This window comes from Mitsuokella apri, assembly GCF_047974105.1.
Lineage (GTDB): Bacteria > Bacillota > Negativicutes > Selenomonadales > Selenomonadaceae > Mitsuokella.
The window spans coordinates 59,313-78,194 of record NZ_JBHYRS010000001.1 but is presented as its reverse complement, the minus strand read 5'-3'; the positions used below and the strand labels follow the sequence as shown (position 1 = coordinate 78,194).

Annotated in this window: 18 protein-coding genes; 15 read left to right on the top strand and 3 right to left on the bottom strand. The window is 54.8% G+C overall.

The window, feature by feature from the left end:
* The first annotated feature begins 6 nt into the window (after positions 1–6).
* The 10 genes from ACE419_RS00320 to ACE419_RS00275 all read left to right on the top strand — a co-directional run bounded on the left by ACE419_RS00320 (position 7) and on the right by ACE419_RS00275 (position 12,186).
* On the top strand, positions 7–501 hold the full coding sequence (locus ACE419_RS00320; RefSeq protein WP_432646585.1) for a DUF3783 domain-containing protein: 495 nt from the start codon (positions 7–9) through the stop codon (positions 499–501).
* Positions 494–1,471 (top strand): PilN family protein, encoded by a 978-nt coding sequence (locus ACE419_RS00315; RefSeq protein ID WP_435720638.1) that lies wholly within the window; start codon positions 494–496, stop codon positions 1,469–1,471. Before ACE419_RS00320 ends, ACE419_RS00315 begins: the two co-directional genes overlap by 8 nt.
* Positions 1,472–1,561: 90 nt before the next feature.
* Positions 1,562–2,533, top strand: coding sequence for an ABC transporter substrate-binding protein (locus ACE419_RS00310; RefSeq protein WP_432646587.1), 972 nt, complete (start codon positions 1,562–1,564; stop codon positions 2,531–2,533).
* Positions 2,534–2,571: 38 nt separating this feature from the next.
* Positions 2,572–3,351: an ABC transporter ATP-binding protein gene (locus ACE419_RS00305; RefSeq protein WP_435720637.1), complete on the top strand. Its 780-nt coding sequence runs from the start codon at positions 2,572–2,574 to the stop codon at positions 3,349–3,351.
* Positions 3,348–4,094, top strand: a complete 747-nt coding sequence (locus ACE419_RS00300) for an ABC transporter permease (protein ID WP_432646589.1) — start codon at positions 3,348–3,350, stop codon at positions 4,092–4,094. The genes ACE419_RS00305 and ACE419_RS00300 overlap by 4 nt, the downstream gene beginning before the upstream one ends.
* Before the next feature lie 73 nt (positions 4,095–4,167).
* Positions 4,168–5,826 (top strand): hypothetical protein, encoded by a 1,659-nt coding sequence (locus ACE419_RS00295; RefSeq protein WP_432646590.1) that lies wholly within the window; start codon positions 4,168–4,170, stop codon positions 5,824–5,826.
* 202 nt (positions 5,827–6,028) lie between these two features.
* Entirely contained in the window at positions 6,029–7,915 is a 1,887-nt protein-coding gene (locus tag ACE419_RS00290) for a glutamine synthetase (RefSeq protein ID WP_432646591.1), read from the top strand.
* Positions 7,916–8,106: 191 nt separating this feature from the next.
* Positions 8,107–8,649: a biotin transporter BioY gene (locus ACE419_RS00285; protein WP_432646592.1), complete on the top strand. Its 543-nt coding sequence runs from the start codon at positions 8,107–8,109 to the stop codon at positions 8,647–8,649.
* Between the two features lie 92 nt (positions 8,650–8,741).
* Positions 8,742–11,744, top strand: coding sequence for a DEAD/DEAH box helicase (locus ACE419_RS00280; RefSeq protein ID WP_435720636.1), 3,003 nt, complete (start codon positions 8,742–8,744; stop codon positions 11,742–11,744).
* A 49-nt stretch (positions 11,745–11,793) separates the two neighbouring features.
* The gene (locus ACE419_RS00275) at positions 11,794–12,186 is read left to right on the top strand and encodes a (deoxy)nucleoside triphosphate pyrophosphohydrolase (RefSeq protein ID WP_432646594.1); all 393 of its coding nucleotides are present in this window, start codon (positions 11,794–11,796) and stop codon (positions 12,184–12,186) included.
* A 45-nt stretch (positions 12,187–12,231) separates the two neighbouring features.
* Here ACE419_RS00275 and ACE419_RS00270 read toward each other — a convergent pair whose 3' ends face one another.
* Both ACE419_RS00270 and ACE419_RS00265 read right to left on the bottom strand, forming a co-directional pair.
* The gene (locus tag ACE419_RS00270; protein ID WP_432646595.1) at positions 12,232–12,528 is read right to left on the bottom strand and encodes a HigA family addiction module antitoxin; all 297 of its coding nucleotides are present in this window, start codon (positions 12,526–12,528) and stop codon (positions 12,232–12,234) included.
* Between the two features lie 628 nt (positions 12,529–13,156).
* Positions 13,157–13,366 (bottom strand): hypothetical protein, encoded by a 210-nt coding sequence (locus tag ACE419_RS00265; RefSeq protein WP_435720635.1) that lies wholly within the window; start codon positions 13,364–13,366, stop codon positions 13,157–13,159.
* Between the two features lie 445 nt (positions 13,367–13,811).
* Here ACE419_RS00265 and thrS point away from each other — a divergent pair, with 445 nt between their 5' ends.
* From thrS to ACE419_RS00240, 5 genes are all read left to right on the top strand, one after another.
* A complete protein-coding gene (thrS, locus tag ACE419_RS00260) occupies positions 13,812–15,731 on the top strand; it encodes a threonine--tRNA ligase (protein WP_435720634.1) in 1,920 nt (639 codons plus the stop codon).
* A 206-nt stretch (positions 15,732–15,937) separates the two neighbouring features.
* The gene (infC, locus tag ACE419_RS00255; protein ID WP_432646455.1) at positions 15,938–16,516 is read left to right on the top strand and encodes a translation initiation factor IF-3; all 579 of its coding nucleotides are present in this window, start codon (positions 15,938–15,940) and stop codon (positions 16,514–16,516) included.
* Positions 16,503–16,700, top strand: coding sequence for a 50S ribosomal protein L35 (gene rpmI, locus ACE419_RS00250; protein ID WP_432646417.1), 198 nt, complete (start codon positions 16,503–16,505; stop codon positions 16,698–16,700). Before infC ends, rpmI begins: the two co-directional genes overlap by 14 nt.
* Before the next feature lie 51 nt (positions 16,701–16,751).
* Entirely contained in the window at positions 16,752–17,105 is a 354-nt protein-coding gene (rplT, locus tag ACE419_RS00245; protein WP_005842448.1) for a 50S ribosomal protein L20, read from the top strand.
* A 93-nt stretch (positions 17,106–17,198) separates the two neighbouring features.
* Positions 17,199–18,014, top strand: coding sequence for a TrmH family RNA methyltransferase (locus ACE419_RS00240; protein ID WP_435720633.1), 816 nt, complete (start codon positions 17,199–17,201; stop codon positions 18,012–18,014).
* 10 nt (positions 18,015–18,024) lie between these two features.
* Here the strand turns inward: ACE419_RS00240 and ACE419_RS00235 are convergent, their stop codons facing one another.
* Positions 18,025–18,831: a thiamine diphosphokinase gene (locus tag ACE419_RS00235; RefSeq protein ID WP_432646419.1), complete on the bottom strand. Its 807-nt coding sequence runs from the start codon at positions 18,829–18,831 to the stop codon at positions 18,025–18,027.
* Positions 18,832–18,882: the final 51 nt, after the last annotated feature.

Sequence of the window (18,882 nt, the reverse complement as noted above, 5' to 3'; positions counted from 1 at the left end):
AAATCCATGAAACGAGAAGAACTGGTTTTATTTTATCAATTCCGCGATGACGAGAAACTCGCGCTGGCGCAGAAGACGCTGCACCGCCTTGGCATCCATACGAAGGTGCTGCCGGAAGAAGCATGGCGCGAAAAAGTCGGCTATCTATTGGGCATCAAGGGCTTTCGGGCGGCCAATCCCGAAGATTATGAAGACGATGATTTCGTGTTCCCACATGAGGTCATGGTCATGCAGAACATCCGCAACAAGCGCCTTGACGCTGTACTGAAGGCCCTGAAAGATGCCAATGTGCCGCCCGTGCACTATAAATCCATTGTCACGCCGTTCAATACGCTCTGGACGCTGCGCCGCCTTTGCGAGACGATGCAGAAGGAGCATGCGGCCATGATTGAGATGGAAGAGGCCAAGGAAAAGAAAAAGGCAGAAAAAGAAAAAGCCAAGGCCGAGAAGGCCGCAAGGGCAGCACAGGCCGGAAAGAAAGCGGGCAGGGGCGATGAGTGACCAGCAGCAAGACAGGGAAAACAAGACAGCGCCTGAGGACCTCGACAAGACGGTCCTGCTGAATAAGACGGCCTCGTTTGACGCGGCAGGGGAAAAATCCGGCAGCTCCATCAACGCGCCGCAGGGAAAGCCGGCGGCCGCAAACGAAAAAGAGCCGGCCAGCCGCCTTGAAGATACGCAGCAGCTGCCAAAGATGACGGCTGCAGAGGGGGCGCAGGACGGACCCATCCGGCAGCCTTTTCCGCAGCAGGAGCAGGAAGAAGAGCCTCTGCAGCCCGGCGTGCGCGAACTGAAGCCCGATAAGGACCTGCAGAAAAAGGCCAAACAGCAGGAAAAGAAAAAATGGCTGACGCGCAAGCGCAAGAAGGCTCTGCTGCTCATCGCGGGCTTCTTCGTGGCCGTCTTCATCGGCTTTGTGCTCGCGGGCTACCGTCAGGATCAGGCGGATCTGCAGAACAATGAGCGCCAGCATCAGGAACAGCAGATGCAGGCGCGTCAGCAGCAGCTCGACGCGCAGGAGGGAGACCTTCAGAAGCAGCGTCAGGCCCTTGAAAAGAAAAAGAAGGACCTCGAGCAGCAGCAGCGCGACCTCGAGCGCCAACAGGGCCGCCTTGAGGGACGCAGTCAGGCCATGCAGGAAAGTGCCGATGGCGAATCCGGCCTGCAGAAAATCCTCGACAAGGTGACGGGACAGTCGGACAAGAAGCAGAAAGCCTCTGCCGATAATCAGCAGCAGAGTGCCGATACGGCCGCGGCGGCTGCCGATGTGCAGCAGTCCATCAATGATGCGCAGCAGAAACTCGACGACGTGCAGCAGAAGCTTGACGATGTCCAGTCCCTGAAGGACGAGGCCGGCAAGGTCAAGGACAAGGCCGCGGATACGTACGCCGAGAACAAGGACACGATTGACACCGTGCTCTCGTACGCCAAGGAAGGGGCTTCGATGCTCGGCGACCTGCTGTTCCATTGATGCAGTCTTTAGGTGTATAGTTTTTAGGCAGGTTTAGACAAGGGGAAAATAGTATTCTGAACTTGTGAAATTTTGGAAGGGGCATATAAGATGATAGGAAAACACTGGAAGAAGGGACTCGTTTTCGGCCTGACGGCTGCGGCGCTGCTCTCGGCGCTTGTATTTTCGGGCTGCGGCTCCGATAAGCAGGCAGGCTCGTCAAGCGGCGAACTGCAGACGCTTTCGGTCGGCCTGATGCCGGATACAGATTCGCTGCCGTTCCTCATCGCCGAGGAGAAGGGGTATTTTGCGGACGAAGGTCTCAAGGTCGATATCCAGCAGTACAAGAGTGCGATGGACCGCGACTCGGCACTGCAGAGCGGCAACCTCGACGGTGCGGTCTCCGACATGCTCGCGGCTTCGTTTGCCAAATCGGGCGGCTTTGACGTCAAGATCACGTCGGCCACGGATGGCAGCTACAAGCTCATCGCAGGCCCGAATGAGCAGGCCAAAGACGTAAAAAGCCTCAAGGGCAAAGACGTCAGTGTTTCGCGCAATACCATCATCGAATACGTGACAGATGAGATTCTCGCGAAGGACGGCCTGCAGGGCGATGATATCAACAAGGTCATCATTCCGCAGATTCCGACGCGCCTTGAGATGCTGCAGAACGGCAAACTCGCGGCCGCGACGCTGCCGGAGCCGATGGCCAGCATCGCCATCCACAACGGCGGGCACCTCATCAAGAGCTCCGATGACCTCGGCATCAACCCCGGCGTCATCCTCTTCACGAGCAAAGCTGCCAAGGACAAGAAAAAGGAAATTCAGGCCATGTACCGCGCCTATAACCGCGCCGTCGATTACCTCAACAACACGCCGCGCGACGAATACATCGATTTTGTCATCGAGAAGGCCGGCTTCCCGGCTGAGGCCAAGGACGCGCTCGTTCTGCCGAAGTACCACAAGGCCGCGCTGCCAGCGAAGCAGGATGTCTCCGACTGCATGAAATGGCTCAACACGAAGGGCCTCGTCAATGAGACCTACGGCTATGATGACCTCGTTGTCAATCTGCTTGGCGAATAAGAGAGAACAATTAAATTGATATATGATATGGGAACAGCATGATTGCGTTTGAACATCTGACCGTCCGCTACCGGACGGCACAAAAAGAAAAGAATAAGACAACCGTGCTCGATGATATCAGCCTGACCGTTCCGCAAGGAACGGTTTGTGCTATCATCGGGCCTTCGGGCTGCGGCAAATCCACGCTCTTAAAGGCCGCGGCCGGACTTATAAAGCCTGCAGAGGGCAATGTACGACTGGACGAGAGAGCCCTCGACCCGAAAAAAGACTGCATCGGCTTCATGCCGCAGAATTACGGGCTTTTGCCATGGCAGACTGTGCGCGAAAATATCGTGCTCGGCTGCCGCATCCGCAAAAACTGGCAGGATGGCAGGGAGGCAGATGAGGCGCGCCTGCAGGGACTCGCGCAGAAGCTTCATATTGAAGACCTGCTCAGCCGCTATCCGCGGCAGCTCAGCGGCGGCCAGCAGCAGCGCGTGAGCCTCGCGCGCTCTTTCCTGCTGCGCCCTGATATTCTGCTGATGGATGAGCCCTTTTCGGCGCTCGATGCCATCACGCGCGAGGAGATGCAGGACGTCTTTTTGACGCTCTGGCAGGAGCAGCACGTCACGACCATCCTCGTCACACATTATGTCGAGGAGGCCCTTTATCTCGGACAGAAAATCGTCGTGATGGGCGCAAAGCCCGGCCGCATCGTGCGCGTCTTCGAAAATCCGCTGAGCGGCAGCCCCGAGAAGCGCAGTACGCAGGAGTTCTTCACAATGGGGCGTAATTTACGCGAAGAGATCCGCCGCATCAGCAGGGGGGAAGAAGCATGAGAATCAAACATACACTCGCTTCCTATGCGGCCGCGGCCGTTTTCCTGCTCGTACTCTGGTACGCAGTCGCAGAAATCATGGCACTGCCGATTGTGCCGACGCCGGACAAGGTCTTTGCAAAGCTCGGCCATGTCTTCACGCAGTACATTCTCGTGCACGCGGCCTGGAGTCTCTGGCGCATCGCGGCGGGCCTCGGCCTTGCCGTGCTTGTCGGGTATCCTTTGGGCGTACTCATGGGCTATTTTAAAAGGGCCGACCGCTTTTTGTCCCCTGTCGTCTACCTGACTTACCCGATTCCGAAGATTGCGCTTTTGCCAATCCTCATGCTGCTCGCGGGGGTCGGTGAGCTCTCGAAAATCCTCATGATCTTCCTGATTATCGTCTTTCAGGTCGTCGTGGCTGTGCGCGATGCCATAAGGACGCTGCCGGAGGAGACGTATTATCCGCTGTACTCGCTCGGCGCGTCTTTTTGGCAGGTGTTCCGCTTTGTCATCATGCCGGCCTCGCTGCCTAAATTCATCACGGCCGTGCGCGTCGCGATGGCCACGGCCGTTTCCGTGCTGTTTTTCACTGAGACGTTCGGCACGAAATTTGGCATGGGCTATTACATCATGGATGCATGGCTGCGCGTCAATTACCTCGAGATGTACGCGGGCATCGTCGTGCTGAGCCTGATGGGCCTCTTGCTTTTTGGCCTGATCGATGCGTTTGAATATTTTGCCTGCCGCTGGCAGCGGAAATGAGAAGCAGAAGGCGGAAAATCATGAGGGACTGTGCGATGCGGAAGGTGCAGAAGATGAGGAAGGTGCGTAAGATATGAAAAAATATTTGGGGCTGCTTGTGCTGCTCTCGCTTCTCTTTGGGGCAGGCTGGGCTGGCTTTCATGCGCCGGAATTTCTGCCGCAGGCCGAGCGCTGCATGGATTCCTTTTTGAGCCTTTTCGAGCGCGACGACGGCGAAATCCACGTCGAGGGCAGCGGCGCCGCGCTCGCGGACGTCAAAAAAGCGGCGGGCGCCTTTGACGAGCTCACGGAGCAGCAGATGGGCGCGAGAAGGCAGCATTCGGTCAAGGTCTATGTCGCGTCTTCGGATGCCGACTACCGCAGCATCCTCAGGGAAAAATTCGCACTCTCGGACGATGAGGCGGCAGAGATTGCGGGCATCTCGGGCGGCTGGTCGGGCGGACGGCAGCACATTACGGCCATCAACGCCAAGGCCGGTGTGATGGAAAGTCACAGCGACCGCTATGCGACGACGGCCCATGAGCTCTTCCATCAACTGCAGTACGAACTAAGCGACGGCCGCGACACGGACAAGGAGGCCCTGTTCTGGCTCGAAGAGGGCTCGGCCGATTACGTCGGCGCCATGATGGCCGAAAAACTCGGCGGCCGCAGAATGGCGCGCTGGCAGATGGACGTCCTCGATGACCTTCTCGGCGCGCCGCAGCCTGCCGAGCCGGCGGACCTCCTTCATCTTGAATTTGCCGAACGAAAGTCCATCATGAAGAAGAACTATCACGCCTACGAGATGGCCGACATGATGACCGCGCGGCTTCTCGGCCGCTACTCTGAAGAAGAGCGCGGCCAAAAGCTCGCATCGTATTTCAAGGCGCTGGGCACGGGCAAAAGCGGTGAAGAAGCTTTTGCGGAGGCCTTTGGCCTGTCGCTTGACGATTTTCTCACGGAGTTTTCTGCGTGGTGGCAGGGACAGAAGGAAAATCCGGCCGTGATTCACATCGAAGCGGGCGAGGGCGTGGCGGCGGAGCAGGCCGGTTTTTATCAGGAGCAGCTCGCCGCTGTGCAGAACCTTCTGCAGCGCCGGCTCGGCATGACGCTGCACGGCGAGTACACGCTCGTGCTCGCAAACGGCAAGGAACAGATGGCCGGGGCCGTCAGCGCGCACTCCGATATGACGCCTGCGGAAGCCGCGAAAAATATCGGCGAGAGCCTCTGGCTCGAGAACGGCAGCACGCTGTTTCTCGATGCCGCGGCGCTTGATTCGCGGCGTCAGCAGATTTTCAGCACGGGCGTCATGCTCACGCGCGTCATGGAGGCGCAGGCCATGGGCGGCACGGAAAAAGAAGTCGCGTGGCTCGCGCGCGGCATGGCCTATCTCATCGGCACGCAGCGTCTCGGCGAAGAGGGCCTTGGAGAGTTTGCGGACTACCGGCGCACTTGGTACGATATTCTCGCGGAAAAGGGGAGCTTCCCCGATGCCGCGTCTTTGACGGCGCCGAAGAACTACGAACAGGCCGTTGCCTCCTTTGGCGATGAATCGTGTTCCATCATCGCGGAGCTCACGGCCTACGACCTCGCGGCAAATCACGGCTGGAAAAGCTTTGCCAAATGGCTGCATGCCGCGAATCTCGCGGATGGCGACGGTGCACAGGCCTTCCGCAGCGTCTACGGCACGAGCCCCGCTGCGTATGCCTCGTCGTCAGCTTCGCGCCTGGTGCATGAAATGTATACACGCTGAGCCCCTTTACAAAAAGATTCTTCTGTGATAACATAATAGTCGTTCAAGCGAGTACATTCGATGCACTTGAACTTGAACGAGACGAATAGTCAATATGGCAATGGCGCCATGCAGAGGTGATGCTTCCTATCAGGATTCTTGATCAGGTTGTTTTTTCTGCATGGCTTTTTTGTTGCTCAATTTTAAAAAGGGTGGTATAAACATGGACGAGTTACTTTATGTGATTCCTGCAAACTCCAAAAAAGATGAAATCCTGAACACGCTCAAAGCACATCCGGAAATCCAGTTCGTTTCGCTGGTCGGCATCGATATGGCCGGCAACGATACGGATGAAAAAATCCCAATGCGCATCTTCCTTAAGGATATCGATGAGTTCTATGCTGGCACGGCTGTCCAGACGGATGGTTCTTCCGTCGTGCTGACGGGCATTGCCACCCTGAACAACGCAAAAGTCGATATGCCGATTGATCCTTCCGTCAACTGGTTTGTTGACTACAACATGGAAAACTACGACGAAGAGACGGAGAAACCAATTGGCACGCTGCGTATCCCGTCCTTCCTGATTCATGAAGGCAAACGCGTTGATTCGCGTGCAGTGCTTGCTGACACGCTCGCCTATGTCAAGGGCGAACTCCTGAAGCTCTTCAAAGAGCATCCGCAGATTGCGGGCATCGAGAGCGTCAACGGCAACGATGTTACGGATATCCAGTTCACGTCAGCTACGGAGCTCGAGTTCTGGGTCAAGACGCCGCTTGAAGATGCTGCCATCGAAGAGATGTCCGCTTCGCAGGTCCTGCAGGAGCAGTACTGGGAGCGCACGCACGGCATCGTCCGCACGGCTCTTGAGCAGTGCCTCGAAGTCCTCGACAAATACGGCTTCAAAGTCGAGATGGGCCATAAGGAAGTCGGCGGTCTCAAAGCACAGATCGACGAGAGCGGCCGCATGACGCATGTCTGCGAACAGCTCGAGATTGACTGGCGCTTCGCTGATGCTCTGCAGGCTGCCGATAACGAGCTCTTCGTCCGCACGATTGTAAGAGAAGTATTCCGCGCTGTCGGCCTCGAAGTCAACTTCAAGGCAAAACCGATGATTGGCCTCGCAGGCAACGGCGAGCACACGCACATCGGCATGGCTGCCATCACGAAGGACGGCAAGCTCCACAACCTCTTCACGGCTGACGACCAGGAGAAGGATTTCATGAGCGCCATCGGTTATGGTTCCCTCATGGGCCTGCTGAAGAACTACGAAGTCATCAACCCGTTCGTTTCTGCTACGAACGATTCCCTGAACCGCCTCAAACCGGGCTTCGAGGCTCCGGTCTGCGTCGTTACGTCCCTCGGCCATACGCCGAAGATCCCGTCCCGCAACCGTACGATCCTCGCAGGTCTTATTCGCGACCTCAGCAATCCGTACGCTACGCGCTTTGAGCTGCGTGCCTGCAACCCGTACACGAATACGTACCTCGTCCTCGCTGCCATCTATTCGGCCTGCCTCGACGGTGTCAAAGCCTGCGTAACGCACACGACGGCAGAATGCCTCGCCGAAATCTCCAAAGATGCCGGCGAAGAAGGCTTCTACCTCGAGAAAGACCGTGCATACCGCAGTGAAGACGATGTCTTCGAAGACTACACGGAAGAAGAGCGCACGCGCCTCTTCGGTGCTCCGCCGGCTACGGTCTGGGAGAACATGCAGAACTTCGAGAACTATCCGGCTAAGCTCGCAGTCATCACGGCTGGCGGCGCTCTGCGCGACCAGATCATCGAAGCATTCCGCGCTGGTGCCCTGACGCGCTGGAAGACCGAGCTCATCGCCCGCATCATTCCGGAGAACCGCGACATCGTCCGCAGTGCCAAGGAAGTCAAGACGGATTTCGTTACGGACCTCGATTCCTACAACTGGAACAAGATCAACGGCATTCGCAGCTACCTCGCTAAAGACAGCATCGATGAGAAGAGCCTCTTCACGCTGCTCATCAACGCTCTGAACGAAGGCGACTATGCAACGGCATCCGGCCTGCAGGTTGAGATGTACGACAAAGTCGAAGAGCTTAAATCCCTCTATGACTCCTATGTCAAGAACATGATCTGATTGCCTCAGGCAATTAGTTGAAATAAGGACAGCCCCATACCGTACGCTTTGTATGGTATGGGGCTGTTTGCTGTTTCCTGTGTCAACCGTTATTTCGATGAGGTTGACGATAAGGGAATGCCGTCCTATAATAGGAACATATGTAGGGCATTATAAAATTTATTTCTATGAGAGAAAAAGAGGGATTCATCATGAATGCAAAAGCATTTTCCGTACAAGACCTGACCAAAATGGCACTCTGCGTGGCGTTCTGCTGCGTGACGGCGTATATCTCGTTTCCGCTGCCATTTACGCCGGGCATGGTCACGGCCCTGACGCTTGCGCTCGGCGTCACGGCGTTCGTACTGCCGCCAAAACAGACGTTCATCGCACTCTTTGTCTATGTCATGCTCGGCTGCATCGGTCTGCCGGTCTTTGTCGGCGGTACAGCCGGCGTCGGCCGCCTCGTCGGCCCGACGGGCGGCTACATCATCGCGTGGCTCGTCGTCTACCCGATTATCAGTGCGCTCAAAGGGGATAAGCCGAGCTTCAAGCGCTACGCCCTCGTTGACATCGTCGTCGGCATCCCTCTTACCTACGTCGGCGGCCTCATCTCCATGATGCTCGTCATGGACATCGGCCTCAAAGCCGCCGTCGTCATGGCCGTCCTGCCGTACATCCCCGGCGACATCATCAAATGCCTCATGGCCGCCTTCCTCGGCGTCAAGGTCAATCAGGCCATCGACCGCAGATAAAAGAATCTGTTCCTGCGGAAATCATAGCGCTGCAGTCTCCCGCGTGGTATACTAATACTGTTTATACGTTGGCGCGAAAGGGAAGTGGGGGCATGAACAAAATAACGGACAGTCTTTTGCAGGGGCAAAAGACTGCCTTCTTCGATGCGAGGGTGAATTCGGCTGCCGAATATCGCCCTCAATTTGTGTACAATGACTACCACAATGGCCGCAAGGTCCTGTCGGCCCTCGAGCGCGAATTCGAGCACTGCGAGTCCTTCTGCATCAGTGTGGCCTTTATCACGATGAGCGGCATCACGCCGCTGCTCGGCATTCTGCGGGAACTGGAAGAGCGAAAAATTCCCGGCCGCATTTTGACAACGAATTACTTAAATTTCAGCGACCCCAAGGCCCTGAAGAAGCTGCAGGCATTCTCCAACATTGAACTGCGCATGTACTGGTCGGAACAGGGAGCTGGCTTTCACACGAAGGGCTATATCTTCCGCCGCGGCGATGTTTACCGCATGATTGTGGGCAGTTCCAATCTCACGGCAGCAGCTTTGACCAAAAATGAGGAATGGAACACGAAGCTCATTTCCCTTCATGATGGCGAATACACGCAGAGCATGCTCACGCGCTTTGAAGACCTTTGGTCGGACGAAAAACATACCCTTTCGTTTGCGCTCTTTTACGATGCGTATCAAAAGATTTATCAGCATGAGCGCGAACGCATGCAGGCAAAACAGGGACAGTCTTATGAGCTGCCCCTGTCAGACCTGCCGCTGGCGGCGGAAAATGCCGATTCGGTGGCAATGACCGGCACGTCCGCAGCCCTGCGTCCCAATCTCATGCAGGAGGAGTTTATTGAGAGCCTGCGCGCCCTTCGTCACCATAAGGCCCGCAGAGCTCTGCTGATTTCCGCGACGGGCACGGGCAAGACGTATGCCTCAGCCTTTGCCGCGCGTGATTTTCAGCCGCGGCGCATGCTTTTTGTCGTGCACCGCGAGCAGATTGCCAAGCAGGCCCTAAAGAGTTACAGGCGCGTTCTCGGCGAAAATATTGACGCGGGCCTGCTGTCCGGTACGGCTAAAGACGTCGATGCACAGTATCTCTTTGCGACCATCCAAACGCTTTCGCGTGAGGACGTCCTGCATTTATTTTCGCCAAATGCTTTTGACCTGATCATCATCGATGAGGTGCACCGCGCCGGCGCGGCCTCGTATCAAAAACTGCTCGACTACTTTACGCCGGTGTTCTGCCTCGGCATGACGGCCAGTCCGGACCGGCCGGACAGCTTTGATATTTACGCCCTGTTTGACCACAATATCGCTTATGAAATTCGCCTGCAGCAGGCTCTGACTGAGGATCTTCTCTGCCCATTCCATTATTTTGGCATCCATGATATCAGTTTGGGAGAGCGGACGTATGCGGCGGATGAGGTGCATGACGAACATCTTTTTCAAAAGCTTACAGGTGAGAGCCGTGTCGAGCATATCATCCGTGAGGCCGAGTTCTACGGTTTCAGCGGCTCGCGCGTCAAGGGCTTGATTTTCTGCAGTACAAATCGGGAGGCGGAAATTCTTTCGCAGAAGTTCAACGAACACGGCCTGCGCACGCTGAGTCTATCCGGCAAAAATTCACAGGCAGAACGAGAAGCGGCCATAAGCCGCCTCATCGAAGATGACATCCCCAATCCCCTCGATTATATCTTGACGGTCGATATCTTTAATGAGGGCGTCGATATCCCTGAAATCAACCAGGTCATCATGCTGCGCCCGACGCAGAGCCCGATTGTCTTTATTCAGCAGCTCGGCCGCGGCCTGCGCAAGGCGGAGGGGAAGGAATACGTCGTCATACTCGATTTTATTGGCAATTACAGCGACAAGAATTACCTGATTCCCATCGCACTTTCGGGTGACCGCAGCTACAATAAAGACAATATCCGCCACTTTCTGCTTGAGGGTGAACGCATGATTCCGGGGGCCTCGACGATTCACTTCGATGCGGTCGCGCGGGAGCAGATCTTTCATTCCATCGACCAGTCGAACCTCGCGGCAATCCAGCTTATCAAGGACAATTATTTCCATTTGCGCTATAAATTGGGGCGAATTCCTAAGCTGGACGAGTTTGACCGCTTCGGCGAGATGGACATCACCTGCGTATTTCGTGCCAATCGCCTCGGCTCGTATCATGCCTTTCTGAAGAAATATGAAAAGGACTATCGCGTTGCCTTCAATGCCCTTGAAGAAAAATTTCTGCAGTACATCTCGAAGGAATTTGCCGAGGGCAAGCGGCCGCATGAGCTATTGATGCTCGACATCATTTTGCAGCATCCCGGGGAAAAGCGGATTTTTCATGTGCTGGAGCGGCGTCTCTCGCTGCCTCCTTATGAAATTGCCTTCAAGCGCAATACGCGCCAAAATCTCATCCACATCATGACGGGAGATTTTGCGACAGGCGCGTCCCGCAAGACGTTTCAGGACTGCATTTTTATCGAACCATGTGCAGGGGACTACACAGCGTCGGCCTCGTTTCGCAAATTGCTGCAGCATGAGGACTTTCGGAGTCAGATAGATGAGCTCGTCCGCTTCGGCCTGCGGCGCTATCGGGAAAACTACAGCAATCCCTATCAGGACAGCGGCTTTCAGCTTTATCAAAAATACGATTATGAGGATGTCTGCCGCATCATGGACTGGAGCCATTCCCTCGTGCCGCTCAATATCGGTGGTTATAAATACGATGCGGAAAGCCGGACGTATCCCGTTTTCATCAACTACGACAAGGCGGCGGATGTGCAGGATTCCATCAATTACCATGACCGCTTCTTGAATAACGGCCAGCTCATTTCGATTTCCAAGAGCAAGCGCAGCCTTGATTCTGAAGATGTGCAGCGTTTCTGCAGGGCAAAGGCAGAGGGACTGCCGATTGACCTCTTTGTGCGGAAAAACAAAGAGGATAAAGAGGCCAAGAGTTTTTATTATCTGGGCCGTATGACAAATCACGGGGCTGAGCCCATCAAGATGGACTCGGGCGACACGGCCGTGGAACTTTTCTGGCAGCTCGACACGGCGGTCCGCGAGGACCTTTACGATTACCTTACAAGCAAAGAAGCCTGACTTTTGCATAAGAATGCAGAAGGGCAGAAAGATAGAAAGGAAGAGATAGATGAAAAAGATTCACGTGGCAGCAGCAGTCATTACGGATGGTACGAGCGTGCTGGCGACAAGGCGTAATTACGGCGATTTTGCGGGCGGCTACGAATTTCCGGGCGGCAAGCTCGAAGCCGGAGAAAGCGGGGAAGAAGCCCTGCACCGCGAGATTCGCGAGGAACTCAAGGCCAAAATCGTCATCGACCGCCTGCTCGGCACAGTCGAATATGATTATCCGAAATTCCATCTGACGATGGACTGCTACCTCTGCCGCTTGATGGGCCACCATATCACCCTGACCGTGCACGACCGCGCCAAGTGGCTTCATCCGGACGAGTTCGACACCGTCAATTGGCTGCCGGCCGACGTAAAAGCCGTCGGCTGGGCCAAAGAAGCTTTAAGGGCATAAAAAATGACCGCCAGTTATGCAGCTGTGCGGTCATTTTTCTGTCGCTTATGCGATACATGGTTCAATTTTTTCGAGTTCATTTTTCAGGGCAATTTTTTCATTGCGCAGCTCGATGTCGTTCTGCAAATCCATGAAGTAGCGGTCGCTGACACCGAAATACTTCGCAAGACGCAGGGAAGTATCCGCTGTGATTCTGCGCTTTCCGTGCAAAATATCCTGAATTCTCGAAATGGGAACGTGAATATCCTTTGCCAGGCGATAAGCCGAAATCCCCAATGGCTCCATGAATTCCTCGTGCAGAATCTCTGCAATCGTCGGAGTAGGAATGAACGACTTTTCCATATCTATCACCCCTTAATGGTAATCTTCAATTTGTACATCATAGAAACGATTGCTGTCTTTCAGCCTGAAACAGATTCGATATTGCTTGTTGATCCAGACGCTGAATTGATTGTGGCAGTTTCTTTGAAAATATCTGATGATAGACTTTTTCGGTCTCTTTGTCCCGAAAACTTGTAATCATGATTTTATTATACCTGAAAAGCAGGTATATATCAAGTAAATTGTTTACAGTTGCTGTTACGTGTTCTTTTATGATAGAATAAAAAAATCAGCAGTACGATGTACTGCTGATGGCCACCAACGGTAGGCGGTTGCCCTCTGATTCCGGTTTCTTTCTGGAAGTGGAGGGATTTTGTAAGCCCTCCACAGTTTCGGCTGAAAGGAGGGATGAAGCATGGACGGAATGGTTGTATACGATATCGTATTTAATGTTTTCGGACTTGCCATTGCTTGTTTTTCCCTAGGCTACGCCTTTGGTAAAGATAGAAGCAACAAAAAATGACCGCCAAGACCCCCATCTGACCGGTCATTTTGATTTGTTCTAGGGGCAGCCGCTTACGGTGGCCTCTTTTTCTATACTTATTATACCATTTGCCCGCAAGGCCTGCAAGAAATAAGTGCCGCAGTATCAGCCGACGAAGAAATCATGCGCGAGGCTGCTGAGTTTGGCGAGGATGACGAAGATGACGGTGCCGCCGACGGGGTAGAGGAAGAGGTTTGTGTAGTTCTTTTCTTTCCATGCAATCTTTGTGTTGCCCCAGATGACTTCGAGCAGGATGAGGAACGCGAGGAAGAAGACGACATTGACGACGAAGTAGAGTACGGTCATGATGGTCATGGCATGAGTCCTTTCTATTTATGAGTACGGAATAGGAAGAGTGATTCTTCTTGTTTGTTCCTTTTATTTTAACAGATGCAGGAAGTTCGTCAAGCAGCAGAAAAATAAATCCCGTAAGGCTTGACAAGTGTATGCGAGGCTCATATAATAAGGGCATCGAATAAAGCAAAGGCGATGCGGAAGACATGACCGCGGGGACGCTGCTTCAAGAGAGGGATGCATTGGCTGAGAGCATCCTAGGTGAGCGCCGGAGTTACCCCTTCCAAGCTGCAGGGCTGAAGATATTTTGCGTAAGCTCTGCCGGAGCACATTCTCCGTTACGAAATGCTGAGTGGCTGTTTCCTTCTATTATATATAGGGAGATGGCAATCAGGGTGGAACCACGATGCTAAGCTTCGTCCCTCTTCGGGACGGAGCTTTTTTGATTTTTAAGGAGGGCATACAGATGTTGAATATTACCATGAAAGACGGTGCAGTACGCGAGGTTGAAGCGGGTACGAGCATTCAGGATTTCGTGAAACAGGTAAGCAACAGCCTGGCTAAAAAGGTCCTGGCTGCCAAGGTGGACGGTGAGACGAAAGACCTCACGACCGTTCTCGATAAAGACTGCAAGGTAGAGTTCCTGACGTTTGATGATGCGGACGGCCGCTGGGCACTGCGCCACACGGCTTCTCACATCCTCGCACAGGCTGTCAAACGCCTCTACAAGGACAACAACGTTCGCCTGGCCATTGGACCGGCCATCGACAACGGCTTCTACTATGATTTCGATATCGACCGTCAGCTCACGGAAGCCGACCTCGCCGACATCGAAAAAGAGATGAAGAAGATCGTCAAGGAGAACCTCAAGCTCGAGCGCAAGGAAGTCAGCCGCGAAGAGGCCCTGAAGTTCTTCGAGGAGAAGGGTGAGACGTACAAGGTCGAGCTCATAAACGACCTGCCGGAAGGCGAAAAAATCACGATGTACACGCAGGGCGAATTCACGGACCTCTGCGCCGGCCCGCACGTCGTTTCGACGGGCAAGGTCAAGGCCCTGAAGCTCATGAGCATCGCCGGTGCTTACTGGCGCGGCGACGAGCACAACAAGATGCTGCAGCGCATCTACGGCACGGCCTTTGAGAAACAGGCCGACCTCGATGCCTACCTGCACATGCTCGAAGAAGCCAAGAAGCGCGACCACCGCAAGCTCGGCAAGCAGCTCGACCTCTTCAGCCTGCATGAGGAAGGCCCGGGCTTCCCGTTCTTCCATCCGAACGGCATGGTTATCCGCAACGAACTCATCAACTACTGGCGCGAAGTACATCGCCGCTACGGCTATCAGGAAATCAAGACCCCGATGATCCTGAACCGCAAACTCTGGGAGACTTCCGGTCACTGGGACCACTACAAAGAGAACATGTACTTCACGAAGATTGACGGCGAAGATTACGCGATTAAGCCGATGAACTGCCCGGGCGGCATGCTCGTCTACAATTCGAAGCAGCACAGCTACCGCGACCTGCCGCTGCGCCTCGGCGAACTCGGCCTCGTTCATCGCCATGAGAAATCCGGCGAGCTCCACGGCCTGTTCCGCGTCCGCAACTTCACGCAGGACGATGCGCATCTCTTCGTTACGCCGGACCAGATCGAAGAAGAAATCCAGCACACGATCGACCTCTTCGATGAAGTCTACAACACGTTCGGCCTGACGTACGTCGCCGAGCTCTCGACGCGTCCGGATGATTCGATGGGTTCGGACGAAATTTGGGAGAAATCCACGGCAGCCCTGCGCAACGCCCTGGAGCACCGCGGCCTCAAATACGTTGTCAACGAAGGCGACGGCGCGTTCTACGGCCCGAAAATCGACTTCCACCTCAAGGATTCGATTGGCCGTACGTGGCAGTGCGGTACGATTCAGCTCGATATGCTGATGCCGGAGAAATTCGACCTGACGTATGTCGGCGAAGACGGCGAGAAACACCGCACGGTCATGCTGCACCGCGTTGTTTACGGCTCCATCGAACGCTTCATCGGCATTCTCATCGAGAACTACGCCGGTGCATTCCCAACCTGGCTCGCTCCGGTACAGGCCCGCATCCTGCCAATCACGGACAAGCAGGCTGACTACGCGCATGAGCTCCGCAAGAAGATGTTCGACCTCGGCCTGCGCATTGAAGTCGATGACCGCAGCGAAAAGATCGGCAAGAAGATCCGCGAGAGCCAGATGCTCAAGACGCCGTACTCCCTCGTCGTCGGCGACCAGGAGATGGAAAACGGCACGGTCGCGGTCCGCAAGTACGGCGAGCAGAAGAGCGAAACGATGAAAGTCGAGGACTTCATTGCTTATCTGCAGGACCAGATTGCGACGAAAGCCAAGAAATATTAATGACTTGACAAAATCGTGTTGACAGGGCATGACTGCCGTGGTATACTAGTCAAGTACGCAACAAGAAGAAGCCACCGCTTCTCACCTGATGATGAACAGTCACTTGGGTTTATAACAGGAATGTTTTGAGAGGTGGCCTTGTGCCGCCTCTTTTTTATGTTATTTTATCAGGTTTGTCACGTTTTTAATCAGGAGGTGTTTCCACTATTAGCAGGGAATCGTTACGAATCAACGAACAGATCCACATCCGCGAAGTCCGCGTGACGAGCGCGACGGGTGAGCAGCTCGGCATCATGCCGACGCGCGAAGCGCTGCGCATGGCCGAGGAACAGCATCTCGACCTCGTCGAGGTTGCACCGAAGGCCAAGCCGCCGGTCTGCCGTATCATGGATTTTGGCAAGTACCGCTATGAACAGCAGAAACGGGAGAAGGAAGCCAAGAAGAAGCAGAAAGTCATCAACATCAAAGAGGTAAAACTTCGCCCGAATATTGAACAGCATGACTTCGATGTCAAGCTGAAGAACGCACTTCGCTTTGTCGAGGAAGGAAACAAGGTCAAGGTCACGATCATGTTCCGCGGCCGTGAGCTTTCGCATCCGGAGCTTGGCAAGGAAGTTCTCTCGCGTGTGGCTGCCGCCCTCGGGGATGCCGTCTCCGTTGAGCGCAATGCCAAACTTGAGGGTAAGAATATGACGATGATTGTCGCACCGAAGGTCGCGAAATCGTCGAAAAAGAAGCCGCAAAAGACGAAGAATATGGGAGGAAATAGCAATGCCGAAAATTAAGACTCGCAGAGCTGCCGCAAAACGCTTTACTGTAACGGGCAGCGGTGAATTCAAACGCAACAAGGCTTTCAAGAGCCACATCCTGGAGAAGAAATCTCCGAAACGTAAACGCAATCTGCGCAAAGCAACGCTCGTTGCTGGTGCTGATTTTGCCCGCGTTAAGACGATGCTCCCGAACGGCTAATCAAGAAGATTGCGCGTTTGGTAAGATTGATATATTTAGGAGGATAAAAACATGCCAAGAGTTAAAGTCGGCGTGACTGCACATAGACGTCATAAGAAAATCCTGAAGCTCGCAAAGGGCTACAAAGGTTCCAAGAGCAAACAGTTCAAGAAAGCCAATGAGACCGTCATGAAGGCTCTCTACTACGCACGCCGTGACCGCCGTGCGAAGAAGGGCAACTTCCGTCGTCTCTGGATCGCTCGTATCAATGCTGCTGCACGTACGAACGGTATCTCCTACAGCAAACTCATCAACGGCCTGACGAAGGCTGGTGTTGAAGTCAACCGCAAGATGCTGGCTGACCTCGCCATCTCCGATGAGAAGGCTTTTGCTCAGCTCGTAGCTGTTGCTAAAGAGAATCAGTAAGATTCATTCTGAAATGATTCAGGCCCAGCGGGTGCATATGCTGCCCGCCGGGCCTTTTCTGTATATCGCTATATATAATAGAAGGAAATTATCATGACCGAGATCATTGACAGCGCGGCTAACAAGAAAATCAAGCTGATGCAGAGCCTGCTTGCGCGCAGGCACCGCATGAAAGAAGGCTTATTCCGCGTGGAAGGGCTGCGCCTCGCGGAAATGGCGGCTGCGTCGGACTTTTCCCTGCGCTTTGCACTCTATACGGAGGAATTTGCGCAAAAGGAGCGCGGACAGAAGCTTCTCAAGGCCCTGCAGAAAAAATGCCCCATTTACGAAACCAGTGCATCGCTCGCAAAGAAAATCGCCGCGACCGACACGCCGCAGGGCATTTTCCTCGCGGCGGAGCAGAAGACGGAGAACCTTGAGGGCCTTGCCAAGCGCAGAAAGCAGGGGCAGGAGCCTCTCTATGCCGTGCTCGACGGCGTGCAGGACCCCGGCAACGCCGGCACGATCATCCGCACGGCCGATGCCGTCGGCGCCGACGGCGTGATTTTCACGAAGGGCTCGGTCGATGTCTTCGGCGACAAGACCGTGCGCGCGACGATGGGCTCGTTCTTTCATCTGCCCATTGTGACGAATGTGATGGCAGCGGAGCTCGTGGATTTTGCCCAAAAGCAGGGCTGCCAGCTCCTTGCGACGGCCCTCGATGAGACGGCCAGACCGCATTTTGCCGTGGACTTTAGGCGGCCTTCGGCCATCGTCTTTGGCAATGAGGGCAATGGCGTCTCTCCTGAGCTTCTCAAAGAGGCTAAAAAAGTCTATATCCCGATGTACGGCAAAGCCGAGTCTTTAAACGTCGGCATTTCGGCGGCCGTCGTGCTCTACGAGGCCGTGCGTCAGCGCCGCTTTGCCTGAGTTTTCCGGTTTATTCCTTCCAGACAAAGCAGAGGCCCAAGAGGCCGTCTTCTAGGGAAATCGTCAGCGAGTCATGGCCTTTTTCGAGCACGTTGCTGACGGCGCGCATGCTTTTCTGCGTCAGCACGGCGTTTTTGAGAGGCCAGTGCGTGCCTTGGAGCGTCACGCCTTCGCAGACAGCGGTGAAGGGCAGCAGCGAGATGGCCTTCGGCGCGATTTTTGGCGTGACCTGCAGCGTTTCGCCGCCGCGCACAAAGACCAAAGTTTCGCGCTCGTCGGACACAAGGCACGGCAGCGGCGCAAACGCACAGCTCATCATGGTGCTCAGTGCGTGGTCGAAGCGGCCGCCAAAGGCCCCCGTGACAATGGCAGCGGGAAAGCCGGCGCCTTTGGCCATCTTCAGGGCAAGCTGCGTGTCCGTATCGTCTTTCTCGACTGGGAATTTGGCAATCGGGACGTTTTGCTCTTTGGCCCACTGCCAGGATGCGGGCTTTGCACTGTCGCCGTCACCAATCAGGCGGTCTGGGAGAATCCCCGCTTTGCGGCAGGCATCAAGCCCGTGGTCGACGGCCCAGACATCGCGTCCTGCCGCCATTTCCTGCAGCCAGCTGCCTGCGGGCGCACGGCCGCCGCTGACGAGCAGGCAGGCTTCTTGAAAGGCCGAAATATCCGGCGCGTCGAAAGCGTCAGAAGCGGCCGGGGCTGTTTTTTTCTGCATGATGAGGAGCTGCGGCAGCTCGAAGGTGCAGAACTGTTCCGCTTGGCTTGCTTGGGATGCTTGGGACGCTGCGTTGTCCTGCATATTTTTTTGCGTCATAGGGAAGACCTCGATTTTCTCTTATATTCTGGAATTTCAGGAATTTCGCAG

Excerpts from the sequence above, each read along its gene's own strand:
- ACE419_RS00320 (WP_432646585.1), top strand. The coding sequence starts at position 7 with ATGAAACGAGAAGAACTGGTTTTATTTTATCAATTCCGCGATGACGAG.
- ACE419_RS00315 (WP_435720638.1), top strand. The coding sequence starts at position 494 with ATGAGTGACCAGCAGCAAGACAGGGAAAACAAGACAGCGCCTGAGGAC.
- ACE419_RS00310 (WP_432646587.1), top strand. The coding sequence starts at position 1,562 with ATGATAGGAAAACACTGGAAGAAGGGACTCGTTTTCGGCCTGACGGCT.
- ACE419_RS00305 (WP_435720637.1), top strand. The coding sequence starts at position 2,572 with ATGATTGCGTTTGAACATCTGACCGTCCGCTACCGGACGGCACAAAAA.
- ACE419_RS00300 (WP_432646589.1), top strand. The coding sequence starts at position 3,348 with ATGAGAATCAAACATACACTCGCTTCCTATGCGGCCGCGGCCGTTTTC.
- ACE419_RS00295 (WP_432646590.1), top strand. The coding sequence starts at position 4,168 with ATGAAAAAATATTTGGGGCTGCTTGTGCTGCTCTCGCTTCTCTTTGGG.
- ACE419_RS00290 (WP_432646591.1), top strand. The coding sequence starts at position 6,029 with ATGGACGAGTTACTTTATGTGATTCCTGCAAACTCCAAAAAAGATGAA.
- ACE419_RS00285 (WP_432646592.1), top strand. The coding sequence starts at position 8,107 with ATGAATGCAAAAGCATTTTCCGTACAAGACCTGACCAAAATGGCACTC.
- ACE419_RS00280 (WP_435720636.1), top strand. The coding sequence starts at position 8,742 with ATGAACAAAATAACGGACAGTCTTTTGCAGGGGCAAAAGACTGCCTTC.
- ACE419_RS00275 (WP_432646594.1), top strand. The coding sequence starts at position 11,794 with ATGAAAAAGATTCACGTGGCAGCAGCAGTCATTACGGATGGTACGAGC.
- ACE419_RS00270 (WP_432646595.1), bottom strand. The coding sequence starts at position 12,528 with ATGGAAAAGTCGTTCATTCCTACTCCGACGATTGCAGAGATTCTGCAC.
- ACE419_RS00265 (WP_435720635.1), bottom strand. The coding sequence starts at position 13,366 with ATGACCATCATGACCGTACTCTACTTCGTCGTCAATGTCGTCTTCTTC.
- thrS (WP_435720634.1), top strand. The coding sequence starts at position 13,812 with ATGTTGAATATTACCATGAAAGACGGTGCAGTACGCGAGGTTGAAGCG.
- rpmI (WP_432646417.1), top strand. The coding sequence starts at position 16,503 with ATGCCGAAAATTAAGACTCGCAGAGCTGCCGCAAAACGCTTTACTGTA.
- rplT (WP_005842448.1), top strand. The coding sequence starts at position 16,752 with ATGCCAAGAGTTAAAGTCGGCGTGACTGCACATAGACGTCATAAGAAA.
- ACE419_RS00240 (WP_435720633.1), top strand. The coding sequence starts at position 17,199 with ATGACCGAGATCATTGACAGCGCGGCTAACAAGAAAATCAAGCTGATG.
- ACE419_RS00235 (WP_432646419.1), bottom strand. The coding sequence starts at position 18,831 with ATGACGCAAAAAAATATGCAGGACAACGCAGCGTCCCAAGCATCCCAA.